The following is an 18636-nucleotide window of genomic DNA, read 5'->3' as shown; positions in this document are numbered from 1 at the left end:
TCCGTTTTTTTATTTTTAAAATAATCAGAAAACTTATTTCCATGTTTTTAATTCATAGGCTGCCTCCCAGAAATGATATTCCAGCCTGGTAGACATGATAAAAGCTTCTGTCATTTTCTGTCTGATTTCTTCTGTAGTATTTTCCGCCATTTTATCACAAATAGCAATAGCATGATCTACAGCGGCGGAAAATTCCTCTCCTGCGTAAGTGGCAATCCATTTTTCATAAGGATTGTTGTTGGTATTTTGATTTTGATAAATATAATTTCCAACCTCTCTGTAAATCCAGAAGCAAGGTAAAACAGCTGCTGTGGCAATTTCTACCGATTCTAAGGCAGCGGTACTTCTCAGGAAATGGATATAATGATGACAAGCCGGCTCTAATACTCCTTTATCAGTCACTCCGAAATCTTTAAAATAAGATTCATGCAGTGCGTTCTCCACCACAATAGTACTTTCAGCAAACCGCATATACGCAAGAACATCCGTCAGGTCCGGGATTTTTGCGGCAATCAGTGATAATGTTCTTCCAAAGTGCTCAAGATATAAAGAATCCTGTGCCATATAAAAACGGAATTTCTCCTGAGGAAGAGCTCCTTCTGATAATTCTTTGATAAATGGCATATTCAGGATAGACTGATAATGAGGGGTTATCCTCTGCCATATGTGTTCAGACCATTTCATTTTTTATTAATTTTTGAGGATTAAAAAAGTGATTAAGCGGACCATTTCCAAGTCCCGTTTGTACATCCTGACCCTGTTCTATGGCCTGGTAAATATATTGCTGACCTAAAGCGACAGCATCATATAAAGTTTTTCCCTGAGCCAGATAAGAAGCAATGGCAGAAGAGAGTGTACAACCGGATCCGTGGGTATTATTCGTATTAAGTTTCGATGTTTCGAAGGAGTGAAAATTTTCATGCTCATCATAAAATAATGAAGTAATCATAGAAGTTTCCTGATGGCCGCCTTTAAGAAGAATGGCTCTGCAGCCCGATTTTTTTATTTTTTTTCCGGCAGTATATAGATCTTCCAGCGTTTCCACTTTCATATCAGCTAAAATTGCGGCTTCATCCATATTAGGCGTAATGATATCCGCTATGGGAAAAAGCTTTTCGGTAATCGCTGTGATAGTTTCGTTTTCAATAAGCCGGTGTCCGCTTGTAGCCACCATCACCGGGTCAAATACAACAGGTATTTTTTTATATTCGGCTAATGTGGATACAATGGTATCAACGAGTTGCGGAGTATGCACCATCCCGATCTTAACAGCATCAGGGAAAATGTCGTCAAGAATAGCTCTGATCTGATCTGCAACAGCTTCTACAGGGATAGGATATATTTTTCTTACACCCTGAGTATTCTGAACAGGCAGAGCCGTTAATACCGAGGTGGAAAAACAACCAAGAGCAGAGGCAGTTTTAATGTCTGCCTGAATACCTGCACCGCCGCTTCCGTCGAAACCTGCAATAGTTAATACAGATGGATATTTATATTTTTTCATTTTAAAATTTCATTTTTTAATTCATAAGCTGCTTTTCGGGGATCTGCAGCACTGCATATGGCAGAAACAACTGCAAGGCAGTCGGCTCCAGCATTCATAACTTCTCTTGCATTTTCCAGATGAATATTGCCAATGGCTACCAAAGGTTTTTCAGTGAGATTTCTGATGGTAGCAATTCCCTCAAGCCCCCATTCGGTGACAGTATCCGTTTTGGTGTCGGTTCTGAATACAGGGCTTATACCGAGATAATCTGATGTTAACGTTTCTTTATTGTCAAGCTGAGCAAGATATTCCACAGAATAGCCAATCATTTTGTTCTTAAAAAAAGATTGTGATCTGAGAAAAGTGGGGGCTGCATCTGTATTACCTACATGGATTCCTGCCGCATTTATTTGTTCGGCTACCTCTGTATGATCATTAATGATGAGAGGAATATTATACCTATCTGTGACTTCGATAAGCTGTCTTGCTTTTTGAAGAAAATGTTCCGTACTGCTGTTTTTTTCTCTTAACTGAATGATATCCACACCACCCAGAATGGCTTCCTCAGCTACTGTTAGTAAGCTTTTTCCTTTACAGTCTGCTTCAGAAATTACCAGATACAGTTGATAGGGAAAAGAATTCAATTTCATTTTTGTTTTATTTTTAAATGACTGACAAATTCTTCTTCTGTCATATTATACAGTTTATCGATGAGGTTAACCTGCAGGCTTCCGGGGCCTTTACTTTCGCGGACAGCCAGTTCTCCTGCGATGCCCAGTAGCGCCATTGCTGCAGCTGTAGCGGTGAACTGATCTTCTGTAATTCCTATGAAAGCACCTGCTAGTGCTGAAGCAGAACATCCCAGTCCGGTTACTTTGGTCATGAGCGGATGCCCGTTTTTAATGCAAATACTTTGTCCGGAATTTAAAATAATATCGGTTTCTCCGGAAATACAAACCGTGGCATTGTATTGATGAGCCAATGTCCGGGCAGCATCAACAGCCTCACTGCTTGATGCGGTGCTGTCTACTCCTTTTGTTACTGTCTGATTGGCTTTCGCCAGAGCAATAATCTCTGAAGCATTGCCTCTGATTACATGAGGATGGAATTGTAAAAGCTGCTGCAGGGTCTTATCCCGAAAAGAGGTTGCTCCTGCTCCTACAGGGTCCAGAATCCAGGGCTTATTCATCGAGTTTGCCGTTTCAGCTGCAAGAAGCATAGATTCCGACCAATATTCATCAAGAGTCCCAATATTGATCACTACGGAATGAGCAATGCCAATCATTTCTCTGATTTCAGATTGAGCATGTGACATAATCGGGGAGGCGCCCACAGCTAAAAGAGCATTAGCTGTATTGTTCATCACTACATAATTGGTAATATTATGAACAAGGGGAGACTTTTGTTTTACAAGCTGAACTTGTTGCCAAAGAATTTTTTCCATTGTTATACTAAAATAAAAACAGCTTCAGGAAAAAATCCAAAACAAAAGACACATCAGTGTATGATGTAGTTTTGCTTTTCCCTACGTCGGTGTAAGCCGTATCAGGTTCAAAGGGACTTTCTCAATTCTTTTTACAGAATACCCCTAAAGCATAAACAAATGTATAAAAATTATAAGAGCAGGCCAAGAAATCATCTTAATGATTCTCTTTAATGTTGCCTATCTTTCTACCAGTTCTTTCACCTGTTCTCCATAAAAATCAGTCTCCATTGTATTGATTTTTAAAAGCTCATACCATTTTCTGAAAGCACCTATAAAGACAATAAGCATTAGTACCATTGCAGTGACAGCTAAAGCAGCCAGCAGATACTGCTCTTTTGGGATATAGATCGATACAACCTGAATGTAGCCTGCCCAAAAGGTAATGATAGCCATGAAAACTCCGGGAATGGCAGAGCATAAAGCATATTTTCCTCTGTTCATTCTGATAAGCATTGTTGTACAGACGATCAGTCCGCATGCAGCTAACAGTTGATTACTGATTCCAAATAACGGCCAGATACTGCTTACATTTCCGGTAAAGACCAGATATCCCCATGCAAAGGTGAAAAGAAGACTGCTGATGATAATTCCGGGAATCCAGTTTTTATCATTAAATTTCGGAACAACGGATCCCAGCATTTCCTGTAAAAAGAAACGTCCTACTCTTGTACCGGCATCAATAGCTGTCAGAATAAAGACTGCTTCAAACATAATGGCAAAGTTGTACCAATACGCGGTCAGCTGATCCATATAAGGAATTTTGTTGAAAATATGAGCCATGCCCACTGCCAGTGAAACGGCGCCACCGGTTCTTCCGTGAAGATCTATTCCTATTTTCTGAGAGTAATAATCGATATCTACTCCGTGTAAAGCCGGATGAGCAGCCAGAAAAGCATCGTAAGATTCTTTAGGGGTATTAATGGCAAAATAATCTCCGGGCATTAAGGTACAGGCAGCAATCAATGCCATCAGAGCGACAAACCCCTCCACCAGCATAGCGCCATATCCTACAAAAAGAATTTCTCTTTCTTTATTAAGCATTTTAGGTGTGGTTCCGGTAGCAATGACTGCATGAAAACCCGAAATTGCACCACAGGCAATCACAATAAAAATAAAAGGAAGAACAGGACCTCCGATAACAGGACCACCACCGTTAACAAATGCTGTAAGAGCGGGCATCTGTATCGTAGGATGAATAACAATTACTCCTACTGCCAGCATAATGATTGTACCGATTTTTAAATAGGTAGACAGATAATCTCTAGGAACCAAAAGCAGCCATACCGGTAGTACCGAAGCGAGAAATCCATATAACGGTATGGCAATGGATATGGTTTTAATATCCCACGAAAATAAATTATTCATGGTGGGATTTTGCATAAGTCCATGCCCGCCAATAATTCCTGCAATTAATAGAATTCCGCCAAGGATACTGGCAAAAAGAACAGAATTCTTTTTATAACGCATAATCAACCCCATGATGATGGCAATAGGCATTGTGATAATTACCGTAAATAGGGACCATGAGGCTTCGTGCATTGCATTAATGCAGGCAAGTGACAGCCCCGCCAATGTAAGAATTAATATAAATAAGATGGCAAAACCAGCCACTGTTCCGGTAGTTTTACCAATTTCTTTGGAAGCAATTGTAGCTAAACTTTGTCCTTTATGTCTAACGGAAGCAAATAAAACTACCATATCATGCACTCCGCCGCCCAAGACACAGCCAATCAGGATCCATAATGCTCCGGGGAGATAACCAAACTGTGCGGCCAGGACAGGGCCTACTAGAGGTCCTGCTGCAGCTATTGCAGCAAAATGATGTCCGAAGAGTACATTTTTGTTCGTCGCCACATAGTCTTTACCATCTGCAAATTCCACTGCGGGAGTTGTATTTTGATTATTCAGCCGAAGTACTTTATCAGCCATGAAAATACCATAAATTCGGTAAGCGATCGCAAAAATAAGTACTGAAACAAATATCAGGGTAAGGGCGTTGAGGTTGTTCATGAAATCCATAGATCTTGCTTTTTTTTAATCGAATAATTAAACTTTAAGCTTTTTTTGTGCGATAAATTTAATTAAAAGCCAAGTTAGATATTTTGTTATTAAAAAGCATTGATATGTATATCAATCTAGCAAATTTGATATTTTTTGTATTTTAATATATTGTAATATAGGGTATTATTTTTTATAAGGTATAGTTTTCTATTTTTTCTGGGAGATGATAAAATCCACCATCTGATCAGTCATTTTATCAAGCCTGTCTTTATCTGTTGTTCCGAAGCCATGGACTCCGTCTTCGATAATAATCAGTGAATTCTGAACTTTTGCTCTGTTCAGTTTTCTGCGAAGCTTTTTAGATTGGTTCAGCGGAACGATTTTATCTTTATCACCCTGTACAATTAAAGTAGGAACAGCAGTGGAAGTATAGCTTACAGGAGATATGGTTTTTAAATACTCTATAGCGTATTCCTGATTCTTTTTGAGGTCAAATCCGGAAAGTCCCCTGACGAGATTCTGTTGTAAACTGACGATTTTTTTTGAAATCATTCTTACCATGGCAACAGGGATGGTTCCCAGTCTGGTATGGAAAAGCTGGTTCAGGTCAGCAGGTCCATAATGGTCTATGACATAATTTACTTTAGCCGAATAGGCGGAAAGTTCAGGGCTGCCCTTAAAACTGTCATCCGGAGTGTAGGCTGCCAATAAAGAAAGATGTGCTCCCGCAGAGGCTCCGAATAACCCGATGTTACTGGTATCAAAATGATACTGATCGGCATTTTTTCTCACCCACCTTACCACATCCTTGGTGTCTTCCAAAGGCAGAGGAAAATGAGTACTGTCGTTGAGGAGTGTATAATTGATACTGATGACGGCATATTGTTTTGCTGTCAGTTTTTTTATAGTATTTTCAACATAATCGTCGGCAAAAATGGTTTTACTGCCTTCAATCCACCCGCCTCCGTGAACGTAGATTAAAACCGGGAATTTTTCAGCAGTTGTGCTTTTAGGGGTATAAAGATCCAGCATCAGAGGTTTACCTTTTTTATCGGTTTTATACACCAGATTTTCAGAAACCGCGGTTATTTCAGGAAGTAGCGTGCTTTTTACGCGTGGGGCAGGATTAGGAACCTGTGAAAAGTTTTGTGAAAAAACTAAGTTGGAAGCACTTAAAAATAAAACAAAAAACAGGCTTGTGAAAAACCTGTTAATGGATATGTGTAGCAATGATTTCATATTATTTTTTTTGAGGGAATCTTACTTTACTAACTCCTCAAAAAGTTTACCAAAAGTGGTATTTAGATCCTTAGATTTTCCAGGATGAGGTCTGGAGGTCTGTACAACAGCGCTTCTTACAGCAGTAAGCCAGCGGAAACGCTCAGGAATTTCAAGCAGCGCAATAGGACCGCCATCTTTATCTCCATTGGCTATTTTTTGGAAGCTTTCCAGATTTTGAATGACATCATCATAATCTAGTTTGCTGTGCATCAGTTTGAATTTATCGGGACACAAATAGAATTCTATCTTAATGAATTTTTCCTTTTTAGAAAACATAACCAATCCCACATTGAAAAATTCCTCTCTCTCAACCTTTGGTACCAAGCGTATTACCGCGTATTCATATATTTTATCCTCTTGCATTTTTAGCTTCGTTTAAAAAGATTTGAGAATTTTGGAATCGGGTCTTCATGAACTGAAAGTAAATTTCACGGATCTCCTCAGGTGTTTCATCCGCATCATTCCAATGTAACCAGTCTTCAGGAATAGCATTGACGATATCTCTGAAAAGACTTTCATTCAGTATTTCATGGGCAAATTTATCTGCTTCATCCAGCTTATGGGCTTTAGGAAGCAGCACATGATCTTTCACATATTTGAACGGTGTTTTTGCTGCCGCATCAAAATTTTGCCAGGAGTGATGAAAATAGAATGAAGCACCATTATCAATGATCCAAAGCTCTTTATGCCACATCAGCATATTTGTATTCTTAAACGTACGGTCAATGTTGGTGATAAAAGCATCCAGCCATACTATCTTTGATGCTAGAAGCGGGTCAACTTTTACACTTGGATCATAAGTGATAGAACCGGACAAATAATGTAATCCTAAATTTAATCCCTCAGAAGATTTTAATAAATCCTGAATCTCTTCATCAGCTTCTGTTCTGCCAAAATCTGCATCAAGATTAATGAATACAAGTTCAGGAATCTTTAATCCTAAAGCTTCTGTAATCTTTCCACCAATAAATTCCGAGATTAGCATCTTCACTCCATGACCTGCACCACGGAATTTTAAGACATATTTAAAATCATCATCAGCTTCTGCCAGAGCAGGAAGAGAACCTCCCTCTCTCAATGGCAGAATGTAACGCATTACCGTTACGGTTCTTAAATTCTGCATGAAGCAAAAATAAGGTTATTTTTTCATAGTTTTTTTCATAAATTTCGATTTCAATTCAATGCATTTGTTTTATGGAACTGATTATTAAAAAGAATAGACGTCTGAATAACCCCGAAACGAGAAGTTTTCTGGCGGATGCTTACTATGAAGAATCCGGACAAAAGCTGCCGTTGGTGATCTTTGTTCATGGATATAAAGGTTATAAAGACTGGGGAGCGTGGGAACTCATGGCTGAAAAGTTTGCGAAAGCCGGATTTTTCTTTGTGAAATTTAATTTCTCCCATAACGGAACAACCATAGAAGATCCTGAACATTTTACCGATCTGGAAGCTTTTGGCCATAATAATTATTCTAAAGAATTATCAGATCTTGGAGTAGTGATTGACCATTTTACAAATGATCCTCATGCAGATGATCAGAAAATTGTTTTAATAGGACACAGCAGGGGAGGAGGAATTTCTATTGTCAAAACCTCTGAAGATGAAAGGATCAACGGGCTGATTACTCTGGCAAGTGTAGATTCGCTAGATCGTTTTCCCAAAGGTGAAGCTTTTGAAAAATGGCAGAAAGAAGGCGTTTATTATGCTCTGAACGGACGGACGAAACAGGAAATGCCTCATTATTATCAGTTTTATGAAGACTATGAAAAAGATATCCACCGTTTTGATGTAGAGCGGGCAACAGAAATGGCAAAAGCCCATATGCTGATTATTCATGGAACAGAAGATGAAGCGGTAGAAGCAAAACAGGCGGAACATCTTCATATTTTACATCCCAATTCGCAATTATTACTTATCGAAAATGCCGGCCATACTTTTGGTGCAAAAGAACCATGGACAGAAAATAAACTGCCCGAGGATCTGAATACCGTGACTGAAAAATGCATTGAATTCATCCGTGAAAAAATATAAGCAGAACACTTCGGAAATAATTTTTCAAAAATGACGTTATAAAATATTTAACCACCATATAAAATTAATTATGAAAAAACTTATTGCAGGCGCATTTGCGCTATCATTGCTGGCCACTGCCGTTTCTTGTAAAAAGGAAGCCAAAACTGAAATACCTTCTACCGGTACGGATTCTCTGGCTGCTACGGTTCCTGTGGATTCAGTGGCTGGACCTAAGAAAGATTCGGTGTCAGCTGCTGCCTCTACAACGTCTGCCGGAATTGATCTTATTACAAAAAGCACCGGTAAATATCCACACGATATCAAATTATTTGAAGATAAAAATCTAACAGACAGGCTAAAAAAACTAACAGGCACCCAATATGACGAAATGATAAAAAGTTTCAATGTGGAAAGCCCGATTGTATCGGAAAACGGTATCTATAAACTGAACGGGTGCAAGCAGCACGATTGTCCGGGATATTCCACTACGATGTATTATGATGCTAAAAATGATAATCTGAATGTGGCTATTGATAAAAACGGGAAGGTGGCTGATTTTGCTGAAAAAGGAAAAATTACAGTGCCTGATCATTTAAAATCTAAGTAAAAGATAAGCAGTATTAGTACAGATAAATAAAAACAGCCTGAAATTTTCAGGCTGTTTTTGTTATTGTATGCTGAGTAATGTCCAGGCTTCTTCAATTCTGTTTTCCAGCAGTAATTTCTGAACGTCCAGATGAATATGCTCATCGGAGTAAAAATCTCCGGCAGGCAATACTTCTATATTGGCAAGCATTCCCAGGTCATTTCCTGTAAAGATCTTACTGTATTTTACGGAATCAGGTAATAAGTCAAACCCGATTCCTTTGGTTACTAATGGTTTTGGAACTTCAAAAAGGCTGTTTTCATTGCTTCTGGAATACCAGTTGCTGCCTAGACGGGCTACCATATCCAGTTTTTTCTGATCAAGATTTCCTGCTTCATTCAGGTATTCTTCTCTGATATGAATTTTCTGAACTTCACAGATTACCAGATTACCGGCTCCTCCCTGATCTCCTAAAGATTTTACTTCTAAAACCCTGCATTCAAAGTTGACAGGGCATTCTTCAATCAGCTTAGGTTTTACCAGATCAGCCTCTTTCATGGTAAGTCCGGACTTGATAAACTCATTCACTCCGTTTTCATATTCTGTAGAAGCCAGAGAAATTTGCTGTACAATAGGGAAATTTACTGTTCCTATAACTACTTCCGGTACTTCCAGTACATTTTCTAATGTATGCTTGGTTGTGTTGTCACGTACCCTTCTTGATGGTGAAAAAATCAAAATCGGAGGAACAGTGCTGAACATATTAAAAAAACTGAATGGAGATAAATTATTATTACCGTCTTTGTCTACCGTAGAAGCCAATGCAATAGGACGCGGTGAAACGGCTGTCTGCATAATGGTCTGAAGCTGTACGGAGGTTAATTCAGAGGGGATTACTGCTTTCATATTTTAGTTAACTATAAAAATGATAAAACCACAAAAGTCACAAAATTTTTTAAGTGAATAGCTTTTATCTTTAAAGATCAAAAAAGCATGTCGTACTATTTATTGACACAAGTTTCCTGTTTATCATCATAATAAAGATTTTTTACATTAAAATTGACTAAGATGCCTTTCTATTATGATATACGCTTTCCAATAAACCGGCGCCTAGAATCTTGTGAACTTCTATGCAGGCGCCGTTTATTAGGGTAGATCAGTTAAATAGGACTGTGTAACTATAAATCCGGTTGTGACTTTTGCGGTTAAATGAATTAAAGGGTTGGGATAATTTTACCTGAAACTTCACCGAAACCTACTCTCACGCCTTTTTTTTCAGCCCAAGCTTTCATGGTAACCGTATCATGATCTTCAATGAATTTTCTTTCTTCTCCGTTGCTTAAAGATAAAGGATTTTGTCCTCTCCAGGTCAGTTCAAGCATAGAACCGAAAGACTTCGGATCACTTCCTGAAATGGTACCGCTGGCGTAGATATCGCCTACCTCAACATTACATCCGTTTACGGTATGATGAGCCAGCTGCTGGGTCATATTCCAGTACATGTGTTTGTAATTGCTTTCGCAGATAAGGTTTTGGTCACCGTTTTCAGGCTGGATATAGACTTCCAGATTGATATCATAATTTTTATCTCCTTCAAATTTCAGGTAATCTAAAACCTCAGGATCCTGTACAGGAGAAGCTGTTCTGAATGGTTCCAGTGCTTCAAGGGTAACAACCCATGGAGAAATGGATGAACCGAAATTTTTAGCAAGGAAAGGTCCCAGTGGAACATATTCCCAGGACTGAATATCTCTTGCAGACCAGTCGTTGAAAACTACCATTCCGAAAATAGCGTCTTCCGCTTCTTTTGTAGAAATGCTTTCGCCCATCTCAGTATTTTTGTTGATGATGAAAGCCATTTCCAGTTCAAAATCCAGTTGTTTACAAGGACCGAAAACAGGCTTGTCTGCATCCGCAGGTTTCATCTGGCCTTTCGGACGATTGATTTCTGTTCCTGAAACTACAATAGACGAAGCTCTTCCGTGATACCCTACCGGTAAATGTTTCCAGTTGGGTAATAATGCATTTGCAGGGTCACGGAACATTTTACCTACATTGGTAGCATGTTCAATACTGCTGTAAAAATCCGTATAATTGGGAATATGTACAGGCATCATCATTTTAACCTTATCCAGATCATAGAATGCTTCTTCAATGGTTTTCTGATCCTTTGAAAGCGCAGATCCTTCCTGTAATAAAGTCTGGATCTTTGTACGAACAGCATTGGTTACCGGTTTACCCAGTTCAATAAATTCATTGATGGTATAAGCTTCAAAAACATTATCGTCCAGTCCCTGAATATCATCGAAATAACCAAGATCGTACAAAGTTGCCAGATCAATTATCTGATCTCCGATCCTGGTACAGCACCCGATGTATTCTTTATTAAAAACTGCGACTCCAAAAGGGATATTGTGTATAGAAAAATCCGAGTTTGAGGAATAGTCTACAAATGATTTCATAAGTTTAAATTTAAGTTAGATTAAAATATCACCCTGAGAAACTTTCCTCCGGGATATTTATTTTTTTGCCTTTTTCGAATAAGATTCTTCATCAATCCATCTGTCTTTGGTATTGACATCGATGAGATACAGAATATTATCCTGTCTGGTTAATAGGAGAGTTTTGGTGACCGGAAGCGGAACTTTTTTATTTTCAAGCATATCTGCTCTTAAAGAAATAATGTTTTTCTTTCTGATAATATCTCCGGTAAAAACATTGGAACTGCTTTCTCCGGTAGCTTTATCATCAAAAATTTCTACATAGGTAGCATTATTTCCTTTGAGAATAATAAAATCTCTTTCGGTGTGATCTGCTTCATCTTTGATAAAAACGAACTTCTTATTGTCGATGTTGACGTTTTCAAGATACTGGTTGATCCCCTGTCTTTCTTCAAGTTTTTTAAGAATTGCATCCAGGCTTCCATATTGTGCCTTTACACCTAATGTTCCGAAGAATAAAACTCCAATTAAAAATTTTCTCATATGCTGTGTTTTATAAAAAAGTTTTGTCAAGACTTTTCATCTTGACAAAACTTAATAGGTATTGTAAATTTAAAGATTTCCTCTTCTCTCCTGTTCTCTTTCCAATGCCTCGAATAAAGCTTTGAAATTTCCGGCTCCGAAACTCTGGGCTCCGTGTCTTTCAATGATTTCGAAGAACAGGGTAGGGCGGTCTTCTACAGGTTTGGTAAAGATCTGCAACAGATAGCCTTCTTCATCATGATCAATAAGGATGCCTAAGTCCTGAAGTTTCTTAAGATCTTCATCAATATGTCCTACTCTTTCAGGAACCATGTCATAATATGCTTCCGGCGGAGCAGAAAGGAATTCTACACCACGTTTTTTTAATTCGCTCACAGTGTGGATGATATCTTTTGTAGCTACCGCAATATGCTGTACTCCTTCACCTTCATAGAAATCAAGATATTCTTCCACCTGAGATTTCTTTTTACCTTCTGCAGGCTCGTTGATCGGGAATTTTGCATATCCGTTTCCGTTTGACATTACTTTGGACATCAACGCGGAATATTCTGTATTGATCTGTTTATCATCAAAAGAAAGGATGTTCACAAATCCCATTACTTTTTCATACCATTCTACAGTAGGAATCATTCTGTTCCAGTCTACGTTTCCTACACAATGGTCTACATACAGTAAACCTGCATCTTCAGGGTTGTAGTTACTTTCCCATTTTTCATATCCGGGCATGAAAGCTCCGTTATAATTTTTTCTTTCTATAAACATGTGAACCGTTTCTCCGTAGGTATAAATTCCGGACATTCTTACTTCACCATGCTCATCAGTCAGGGTAACCGGCTCTAAATAAGGTTTTCCTCCTCTTTTGGTCGTTTCCTCGAAAGCAGCATAAGCATCATCTACCCAAAGTGCCAAAATTTTTACTCCGTCACCGTGTTTCTTTACATGTTCACTGATCGGAGATTCAGATGTAAGACCTGTTGTAAGTACCAGTCTGATTTTTCCCTGTTGAAGTACATAAGATGCACGGTCTCTCACTCCCGTTTCAGGACCGGCATAAGCTACAGACTGAAAACCAAAAGCGGTTTTGTAATAATGGGCAGCCTGTTTTGCATTTCCTACATAAAACTCAATATAATCTGTACCGTTGATCGGTAAAAAATTCTCTGCTTGAGCAATTTTTTCGGCAAATGTAAGTGTTGACATATTTTCTCTTTTACTTTTATTTTATTGGTATGCAAATTACAAAAATCTTGGATATAGCGAAAATATTCAAAGGAAATCATGAAGTTTATTTAACATAAAGTTAAAGAAGTGTTCACTTAAGTATATTTAAGTTTCTTAAGTTTAAAAATGACCTCCTACATTTGTACTACAAAAGACAAGTGAAAAAAAATATTTCGAACATGAAAGCCGCAGAGAATCTCTGCGGCTTTCTTATTTCAGATTGTTTCTATCTTTCTGTTTAAGCTTCCGGCATCAGGATTATAGTTGTCCCATATTTTCCAGACATTATCAATCTTCCGGATGAAATAAATCTGGGTGCTGAGCTGATTAACAAAATGTTCCTCCCCAGTTTCTCCTACTTTGAAAAGAAGATTCCAGAATTCCTGAGATTCCAGGATCTTTTTCTCCGGCTCATCTGTGACAATACGCAGGTCAAAAACTTCGTAGTTGGACCGGTTATTTTTAGTGACAAGATGAAAATCTTTGTCACAAAGCTCTTTACTGAACTGCGAAACTCTTTCTAAAAACGGAGAATCCTCAAACACCAGATCTTTAAAAAGCCCGGTATTATGTTCCGGAAACTGTTTGCAGAATTCAAAGGCAGTCGCACAGTACTCGTATACCATCTGAGTCAGAAATGAGTGGGCGTCCGCTTCGTGATCATCTTCTTTTTTAAGCCTTACAGTAAGGATGTAATCATTAAGATCTTTATATCCCAGAAAAATACAGATTTTATCAAGAGTCTTTAAGAATCTCAGATCGCTGTGGGTTTTATCCTGATAATCATTTTCAAAAAAACGTTGTAGGGTAACATGTGAAATAGTATTTCCTATCTCAAATTTTTTTCCTCCCTTAAGTTCTTCTGCTTCTGATAATTCTTCTTTAATAATTTCGGAAAGAATAATATAATGGCTTCTCTTCCATTCATTCACATTCCCCAAAACAGAATTCCTTACCTTCGAATGCTTTGCAACTTCTTCTCGTATCGAATTATATATAGTCTTCAATTTCCATGTTTTTGAAAGAGTTTGATCAAAAATACTGCCAAAATGTTAAAGGGTTTTTATGAATTATTTATAAGAATTAAAAATATGCTTTTAGATTCTAAATAAAAATTAATACCGGAGAAGCTTATTTTTTTGATTATTAGTGTTTAAATCTTTCAAAAGCAGCTCTTTCCAGCATTTCTCTGTCATCGGGATGGGCAATACTGATGAGCTCCTGTGCCCTCTGGCGGAGGTTTTTACCATACAGATAGGCGGTTCCGTATTCTGTAACTACATAGTGGATATGTCCTCTTGTTGTAACGACTCCGGCTCCCTGTTTAAGATAAGGAACGATCCTTGAGATTCCTTTTTTAGTTCTTGAAGTAATAGCAATGATCGGTTTACCGTCTTCTCCTAAGGCAGCTCCTCTCATAAAGTCCATTTGCCCTCCGATACCACTGTATTGAAGGGTTCCGATAGAATCTGCACAGACCTGCCCCGTAAGGTCAATTTCAATGGCTGAATTAATGGCAACCATCTTTTTGTTTTTCATGATATTGATCGGGAAATTGACGTCACTTACATCTCTGAAAGCAAAAACCGTATTGTCATCCACATAATCATAGAGTTTTCTGGTTCCGAAGCAGAAGCTGGTAATAGTTTTATTATCGTTGTAACCTTTGTATTTGTTATTGATGACATCATTCCGGATAAGATCTATAACGCCATCACTCAGCATTTCAGTATGGATACCAAGATCTTTATGATTATGCAGACATTGTAAAACAGCATCAGGAATCGTTCCGATACCCATTTGCAGGGTAGAACGGTCTTCAATAAGTTCTGCTACATTTTTTCCTACTTCCATTTCAACAGGACCTACTTTTGAACTGTAATCCACAGTATGAAGTTCTTCTTCATGCCAAACCAGCTTATGGATTCTGCTGATGTGAATCATTCCGTCTCCGTGCGTTCTTGGCATTCTTGGATTAACGACTGCAACGATGATTTTTGCCGTATCTACGGCTGCTCTTGCAATATCAACGGAAGTTCCCAGTGTACAAAAGCCATGCCTGTCTGGTGGAGAAACGGTAACCAAAGCTACATCTAGCGGAAGGATATTCTTTCTGAATAAAATAGGAATTTCACTTAAAAAGACAGGGACAAAGTCGCCTCTGTCTGAATTTACAGCATCACGTACCGGTGTAGATACAAATAATGAATTGATAAAGAATTTGTCTTTGTACTCCGGTTTGGCGATTTCTATATTTCCCTGTTGGGTAATAGAAACCATTTCTACATTATCCAGTCTGTGAGCCTGTCTTGCCAGTTCATCGATCAGGTAATTGGGAGTACAGGCACTGCCGTGGAAAAATACACGGTTACCACTTTTTACTGTATATATCGCTTCTTCTGCGCTGATGTAATTATTCATATTTTATCTTTTTATTATAAAATTCCTGACTAATTTGCCTAACCTCTTTCAAAGATAACCTTTATATCTTTATTTATTTCAGACATTTTAAAGGTTCTTAAAGGATATTTATCATATGAATTATATAAATTTAGTAAAAAATAAAGGATCAAATGTTATGCATTTGATCCTTTTATATGGCTGAATTGAGCTGTAAGTGTTTAATTTGAAACTTCGGAAGCTACTTTCTGTTTCATACTTCCCGTTTCAGAAAAACGTAAATGCCAGCTGAAAGCTTCTTCCAACAGGTGAGGAGTATGCCCACCACGTTCACAGGCTCTGTCGAAATAAGACTGAAGTTCTGCTCTATAGTCCGGATGTACACAATTATCAATGATTTTCTGGGCTCTTTCTCTAGGAGCTAATCCTCTTAAATCCGCTAATCCGACATCCGTCACCAAAATGTCTACATCATGCTCTGTATGGTCTGTATGAGAAACCATTGGAAGAACATGGGAGATTTTATTTTCTTTGGAAGCCGCCTGAGTTACAAAAATACTTAGGTAAGCATTTCTGGCAAAGTCTCCGGAACCTCCGATTCCGTTCATGATTTTTGTTCCGCCGATGTGGGTAGAGTTTACATTCCCATAGATGTCGAACTCAATAGCTGTATTGATGGCTATAACTCCTAATCTTCTGATCAGTCCCGGTGTATTGGAAATATTCTGAGGTCTTAGAACAAACTTGTCTTTATATTTTGAAAGATTTCCTAATACTCTCTCATAGCATTCTTTGGAAACAGTAATGGAAGAGGCAGAGGCAAAACTTAGCTTGCCGGAATCTATCAGATCAAACGTACTATCCTGAAGAACTTCAGAAAACATGGTTAAGTCATAGAAATTACTATCCTTAAACCCTGTAAGTACGGCATTGGCTACTTTTCCGATTCCTGCCTGAAGCGGAAGTAATCGGTCTGTAAGTCGGCCTAAGTGTACTTCGTTTTCAAAGAATCCAAGGAGATGTTTTGCGATGGCCGTTGTTTTTTCATCCGGTTCTGCAATATCCGCAGGGCTGTCTTTAAGATTGGTGAAAACAATCGCTTCAATTTTATTAGGATCAACAGGAATGCTTTTTCTTCCGATTTTATTCCACGGAGCTACAATGGGAATAACATTTCTGTAAGGATAATCTTCTGCCTGATAAATATCGTGAATACCATAGACTTCTTCCGGAACTTCGGTATTGATTTCAATAATCACTTTTTTGGCCAAAGCGGCAAAGGTCACTGAATTTCCTACAGAAGTAGTAGGTACAATACTTCCGTCTCTTTCAATGTAAGCCGCTTCAATAATAGCTACGTCAATGCCTTGAAGATTTTTGGTATGAAGAAGTTCTGCACTTTCACTTAAATGCTGATCGATGAATAGAATTTCACCTTTATTGATTTTGTTCCTTAAAATAGGATCTACCTGAAACGGCATTCTTTTCTTTAAAACATTAGCTTCTGCCAGTTTCCCGTCGGTACCATGGCCCAATGAAGCACCGGTCATTAAAGTAACTTTAAGATCTTCTGTTTTTCCTCTTTCTGCCAATGCAGGTAAAATAGCTTTGCTGTCACCCGCTTTTGTAAAGCCGCTAGACCCGATGGTCATGCCGTCTTTAATGATTTTCACAGCATTTTCTGCTGTAGTTACCTTTTCGTGTAGATTTTCTAATCTGATTCTTTCTAACATGTAATATTGATTTTTATTAAACCACCATTACTTAGGATGCGTTATGAAAAATAATGATGGTCATATGTGAACCATACCTTACAAATTTACGAAAAAAGACGCTTCAAATAAAGGATTTGAGGCGTCTTTTGTATGTAATCAGTAATAGTTTTTCTCTATGATGAGAAAGGTCTTCTGCTGTTTTATTCTAACCATGAAGTTTTGTAAGACGGATCTTCCACTTTTAAAGCTTCTTCCGTAATTTTTAACGGTCGGAACGGATCTACCATTACCGCATATTCTTCAGTGAATTTTTTTCCGATACTTCTTTCCATTGCACCTGGATGGGGTCCGTGAACAATTCCTCCCGGATGAAGAGTGAAATCCATTAAATCGATATGATTACGACTCATGAAGTCACCTTCTGTGTAGAATAATACCTCATCAGAGTCAATATTAGAGTGATTGTAAGGTGCAGGAATTGCCTGTGGATGATAGTCATACATTCTTGCACAGAATGAACATACTACAAAGTTATGCGCTTCAAAATTCTGGTGGACCGGTGGTGGTTGATGAATTCTTCCGGTAATCGGTTCAAAGTTTTTAATATTAAATTTATAAGGATAAAAATATCCGTCCCAGCCTACCACATCAAATGGGTGTGTCGCATAGATGAAGTCTGTAATCTGGTTTTCTTTTTTTACTTTAATCAGGAATTCTCCTTTTTCATCCTTAGGTTCTTTGAAGACAGGCGCAATAATATCTCTTTCGCAGAATGGAGAATGCTCCAGTAATTGCCCGAATTCATTTCTGTACCGTTTCGGAGTATAAATAGGAGAGTGACTTTCCAATACGAAGAATACTGTATTTTCAGATTGTAATTCTACCTGATAAATCGTTCCTCTTGGAATAATAAGATAATCACCGACACCAAATTCAAGATCGCCCACAAATGTTTTTAAAATCCCGGTTCCTTCATGCACGAATAAGAGTTCGTCGCATTCTGCATTTTTGTAGAAATAATCCATCGATTTTCTTGGTTTGGCCAATCCCATTTTCAGATCATTGTTCATCAAAAGAATCTTACGGCTATCCATAAAATCGTCCTCAGGAGTTACATTCATTCCTTTGAACATTCTTGGGGTAATATTTTTATCCACAGCGATTTTCGGAGTCACGTCTTTCGGCTCTCCGATTGATTTGATCTGCGTAGGACGGTGAATATGGTATAACAGAGAAGAGATACCGTGAAAGCCTTCGGTTCCGAAAAGCTGTTCATAGTAAAATTTATCTTCCGGAGATTTAAAGACTGTATGTCTTTTTTGTGGGATGTTTCCCGATAGATGATATCTCATTTTACTTTCATATGTAGTTTCTCAAATTTAATCATTTTTCATGAATTGATTGAATCAAATATTTTTGATGATATCTGTCATTAAGTTTTATGTTTGAAAAATAATTGT

19 protein-coding genes and 1 riboswitch are annotated in these 18636 nt (G+C 38.1%); of the genes, 2 read left to right on the top strand and 17 right to left on the bottom strand.

Going from position 1 to position 18636, the window contains the following annotated elements:
• Nucleotides 1-33: 33 nt before the first annotated feature.
• The 8 genes from tenA to JO178_RS07800 all read right to left on the bottom strand — a co-directional run bounded on the left by tenA (nucleotide 34) and on the right by JO178_RS07800 (nucleotide 7377).
• Nucleotides 34-684: a thiaminase II gene (gene tenA / locus JO178_RS07835; protein WP_291933916.1), complete on the bottom strand. Its 651-nt coding sequence runs from the start codon at nucleotides 682-684 to the stop codon at nucleotides 34-36.
• A complete protein-coding gene (thiD, locus tag JO178_RS07830; RefSeq protein ID WP_291933914.1) occupies nucleotides 671-1504 on the bottom strand; it encodes a bifunctional hydroxymethylpyrimidine kinase/phosphomethylpyrimidine kinase in 834 nt (277 codons plus the stop codon). The genes tenA and thiD overlap by 14 nt, the downstream gene beginning before the upstream one ends.
• Nucleotides 1501-2136: a thiamine phosphate synthase gene (thiE, locus tag JO178_RS07825; protein ID WP_291933910.1), complete on the bottom strand. Its 636-nt coding sequence runs from the start codon at nucleotides 2134-2136 to the stop codon at nucleotides 1501-1503. Before thiE ends, thiD begins: the two co-directional genes overlap by 4 nt.
• The gene (gene thiM, locus JO178_RS07820; RefSeq protein ID WP_291933908.1) at nucleotides 2133-2930 is read right to left on the bottom strand and encodes a hydroxyethylthiazole kinase; all 798 of its coding nucleotides are present in this window, start codon (nucleotides 2928-2930) and stop codon (nucleotides 2133-2135) included. The genes thiE and thiM overlap by 4 nt, the downstream gene beginning before the upstream one ends.
• 61 nt (nucleotides 2931-2991) lie before the next feature.
• A riboswitch (TPP riboswitch) is annotated at nucleotides 2992-3086 on the bottom strand.
• 63 nt (nucleotides 3087-3149) lie between these two features.
• The gene (locus tag JO178_RS07815; protein ID WP_291933904.1) at nucleotides 3150-4991 is read right to left on the bottom strand and encodes a carbon starvation protein A; all 1842 of its coding nucleotides are present in this window, start codon (nucleotides 4989-4991) and stop codon (nucleotides 3150-3152) included.
• A 189-nt stretch (nucleotides 4992-5180) separates the two neighbouring features.
• The gene (locus JO178_RS07810) at nucleotides 5181-6212 is read right to left on the bottom strand and encodes an alpha/beta hydrolase (protein WP_291933901.1); all 1032 of its coding nucleotides are present in this window, start codon (nucleotides 6210-6212) and stop codon (nucleotides 5181-5183) included.
• A 21-nt stretch (nucleotides 6213-6233) separates the two neighbouring features.
• Complete coding sequence (locus JO178_RS07805; RefSeq protein ID WP_291933898.1) at nucleotides 6234-6617, bottom strand: DUF3037 domain-containing protein; 384 nt, start codon at nucleotides 6615-6617, stop codon at nucleotides 6234-6236.
• Nucleotides 6604-7377 carry a HipA family kinase gene (locus JO178_RS07800; RefSeq protein WP_291933896.1) on the bottom strand — a complete coding sequence of 258 codons (774 nt, stop codon included), beginning with the start codon at nucleotides 7375-7377 and terminating at the stop codon, nucleotides 6604-6606. Before JO178_RS07800 ends, JO178_RS07805 begins: the two co-directional genes overlap by 14 nt.
• Before the next feature lie 71 nt (nucleotides 7378-7448).
• On the opposite strand from JO178_RS07800, the gene JO178_RS07795 reads away from it, so the two are divergent.
• The gene (locus JO178_RS07795) at nucleotides 7449-8288 is read left to right on the top strand and encodes an alpha/beta hydrolase (RefSeq protein WP_291933894.1); all 840 of its coding nucleotides are present in this window, start codon (nucleotides 7449-7451) and stop codon (nucleotides 8286-8288) included.
• A 70-nt stretch (nucleotides 8289-8358) separates the two neighbouring features.
• Nucleotides 8359-8877: a hypothetical protein gene (locus JO178_RS07790; protein WP_291933892.1), complete on the top strand. Its 519-nt coding sequence runs from the start codon at nucleotides 8359-8361 to the stop codon at nucleotides 8875-8877.
• A 60-nt stretch (nucleotides 8878-8937) separates the two neighbouring features.
• Here the strand turns inward: JO178_RS07790 and JO178_RS07785 are convergent, their stop codons facing one another.
• The 9 genes from JO178_RS07785 to JO178_RS07745 form a co-directional block, all read right to left on the bottom strand.
• On the bottom strand, nucleotides 8938-9762 hold the full coding sequence (locus JO178_RS07785; protein ID WP_291933889.1) for a flavin reductase family protein: 825 nt from the start codon (nucleotides 9760-9762) through the stop codon (nucleotides 8938-8940).
• Between the two features lie 157 nt (nucleotides 9763-9919).
• On the bottom strand, nucleotides 9920-9973 hold the full coding sequence (locus JO178_RS07780) for a hypothetical protein (RefSeq protein ID WP_291934600.1): 54 nt from the start codon (nucleotides 9971-9973) through the stop codon (nucleotides 9920-9922).
• 97 nt (nucleotides 9974-10070) lie between these two features.
• Nucleotides 10071-11318: a fumarylacetoacetase gene (fahA, locus tag JO178_RS07775; RefSeq protein WP_291933887.1), complete on the bottom strand. Its 1248-nt coding sequence runs from the start codon at nucleotides 11316-11318 to the stop codon at nucleotides 10071-10073.
• Between the two features lie 57 nt (nucleotides 11319-11375).
• Nucleotides 11376-11840, bottom strand: coding sequence for a hypothetical protein (locus JO178_RS07770; protein WP_291933884.1), 465 nt, complete (start codon nucleotides 11838-11840; stop codon nucleotides 11376-11378).
• 69 nt (nucleotides 11841-11909) lie between these two features.
• Complete coding sequence (gene hppD, locus JO178_RS07765) at nucleotides 11910-13040, bottom strand: 4-hydroxyphenylpyruvate dioxygenase (protein ID WP_291933881.1); 1131 nt, start codon at nucleotides 13038-13040, stop codon at nucleotides 11910-11912.
• A gap of 236 nt (nucleotides 13041-13276) precedes the next feature.
• Nucleotides 13277-14068 (bottom strand): hypothetical protein, encoded by a 792-nt coding sequence (locus JO178_RS07760; protein ID WP_291933878.1) that lies wholly within the window; start codon nucleotides 14066-14068, stop codon nucleotides 13277-13279.
• Nucleotides 14069-14207: 139 nt separating this feature from the next.
• Nucleotides 14208-15482, bottom strand: coding sequence for an acetyl-CoA hydrolase/transferase C-terminal domain-containing protein (locus tag JO178_RS07755; RefSeq protein WP_291933875.1), 1275 nt, complete (start codon nucleotides 15480-15482; stop codon nucleotides 14208-14210).
• 200 nt (nucleotides 15483-15682) lie between these two features.
• Nucleotides 15683-17194, bottom strand: a complete 1512-nt coding sequence (locus JO178_RS07750; protein WP_291933872.1) for a succinate CoA transferase — start codon at nucleotides 17192-17194, stop codon at nucleotides 15683-15685.
• A gap of 182 nt (nucleotides 17195-17376) precedes the next feature.
• A complete protein-coding gene (locus JO178_RS07745; protein ID WP_291933870.1) occupies nucleotides 17377-18528 on the bottom strand; it encodes a homogentisate 1,2-dioxygenase in 1152 nt (383 codons plus the stop codon).
• Nucleotides 18529-18636: the final 108 nt, after the last annotated feature.

It is taken from the genome of Chryseobacterium sp., from assembly GCF_019236175.1.
GTDB lineage: Bacteria > Bacteroidota > Bacteroidia > Flavobacteriales > Weeksellaceae > Chryseobacterium.
The sequence above is the reverse complement of the archived record's forward strand: the minus strand, read 5'-3'. Positions and strand labels throughout refer to the sequence as shown.

Bases quoted from the DNA above. Each gene is read 5' to 3' on its own strand.
- JO178_RS07750 (WP_291933872.1), bottom strand. From the start codon at position 17,194: ATGTTAGAAAGAATCAGATTAGAAAATCTACACGAAAAGGTAACTACA.
- fahA (WP_291933887.1), bottom strand. From the start codon at position 11,318: ATGAAATCATTTGTAGACTATTCCTCAAACTCGGATTTTTCTATACAC.
- JO178_RS07800 (WP_291933896.1), bottom strand. From the start codon at position 7,377: ATGCAGAATTTAAGAACCGTAACGGTAATGCGTTACATTCTGCCATTG.
- hppD (WP_291933881.1), bottom strand. From the start codon at position 13,040: ATGTCAACACTTACATTTGCCGAAAAAATTGCTCAAGCAGAGAATTTT.
- JO178_RS07785 (WP_291933889.1), bottom strand. From the start codon at position 9,762: ATGAAAGCAGTAATCCCCTCTGAATTAACCTCCGTACAGCTTCAGACC.
- tenA (WP_291933916.1), bottom strand. From the start codon at position 684: ATGAAATGGTCTGAACACATATGGCAGAGGATAACCCCTCATTATCAG.
- JO178_RS07815 (WP_291933904.1), bottom strand. From the start codon at position 4,991: ATGGATTTCATGAACAACCTCAACGCCCTTACCCTGATATTTGTTTCA.
- thiD (WP_291933914.1), bottom strand. From the start codon at position 1,504: ATGAAAAAATATAAATATCCATCTGTATTAACTATTGCAGGTTTCGAC.
- thiE (WP_291933910.1), bottom strand. From the start codon at position 2,136: ATGAAATTGAATTCTTTTCCCTATCAACTGTATCTGGTAATTTCTGAA.
- JO178_RS07770 (WP_291933884.1), bottom strand. From the start codon at position 11,840: ATGAGAAAATTTTTAATTGGAGTTTTATTCTTCGGAACATTAGGTGTA.
- JO178_RS07790 (WP_291933892.1), top strand. From the start codon at position 8,359: ATGAAAAAACTTATTGCAGGCGCATTTGCGCTATCATTGCTGGCCACT.
- JO178_RS07745 (WP_291933870.1), bottom strand. From the start codon at position 18,528: ATGAGATATCATCTATCGGGAAACATCCCACAAAAAAGACATACAGTC.
- JO178_RS07755 (WP_291933875.1), bottom strand. From the start codon at position 15,482: ATGAATAATTACATCAGCGCAGAAGAAGCGATATATACAGTAAAAAGT.
- JO178_RS07795 (WP_291933894.1), top strand. From the start codon at position 7,449: ATGGAACTGATTATTAAAAAGAATAGACGTCTGAATAACCCCGAAACG.
- thiM (WP_291933908.1), bottom strand. From the start codon at position 2,930: ATGGAAAAAATTCTTTGGCAACAAGTTCAGCTTGTAAAACAAAAGTCT.
- JO178_RS07810 (WP_291933901.1), bottom strand. From the start codon at position 6,212: ATGAAATCATTGCTACACATATCCATTAACAGGTTTTTCACAAGCCTG.
- JO178_RS07805 (WP_291933898.1), bottom strand. From the start codon at position 6,617: ATGCAAGAGGATAAAATATATGAATACGCGGTAATACGCTTGGTACCA.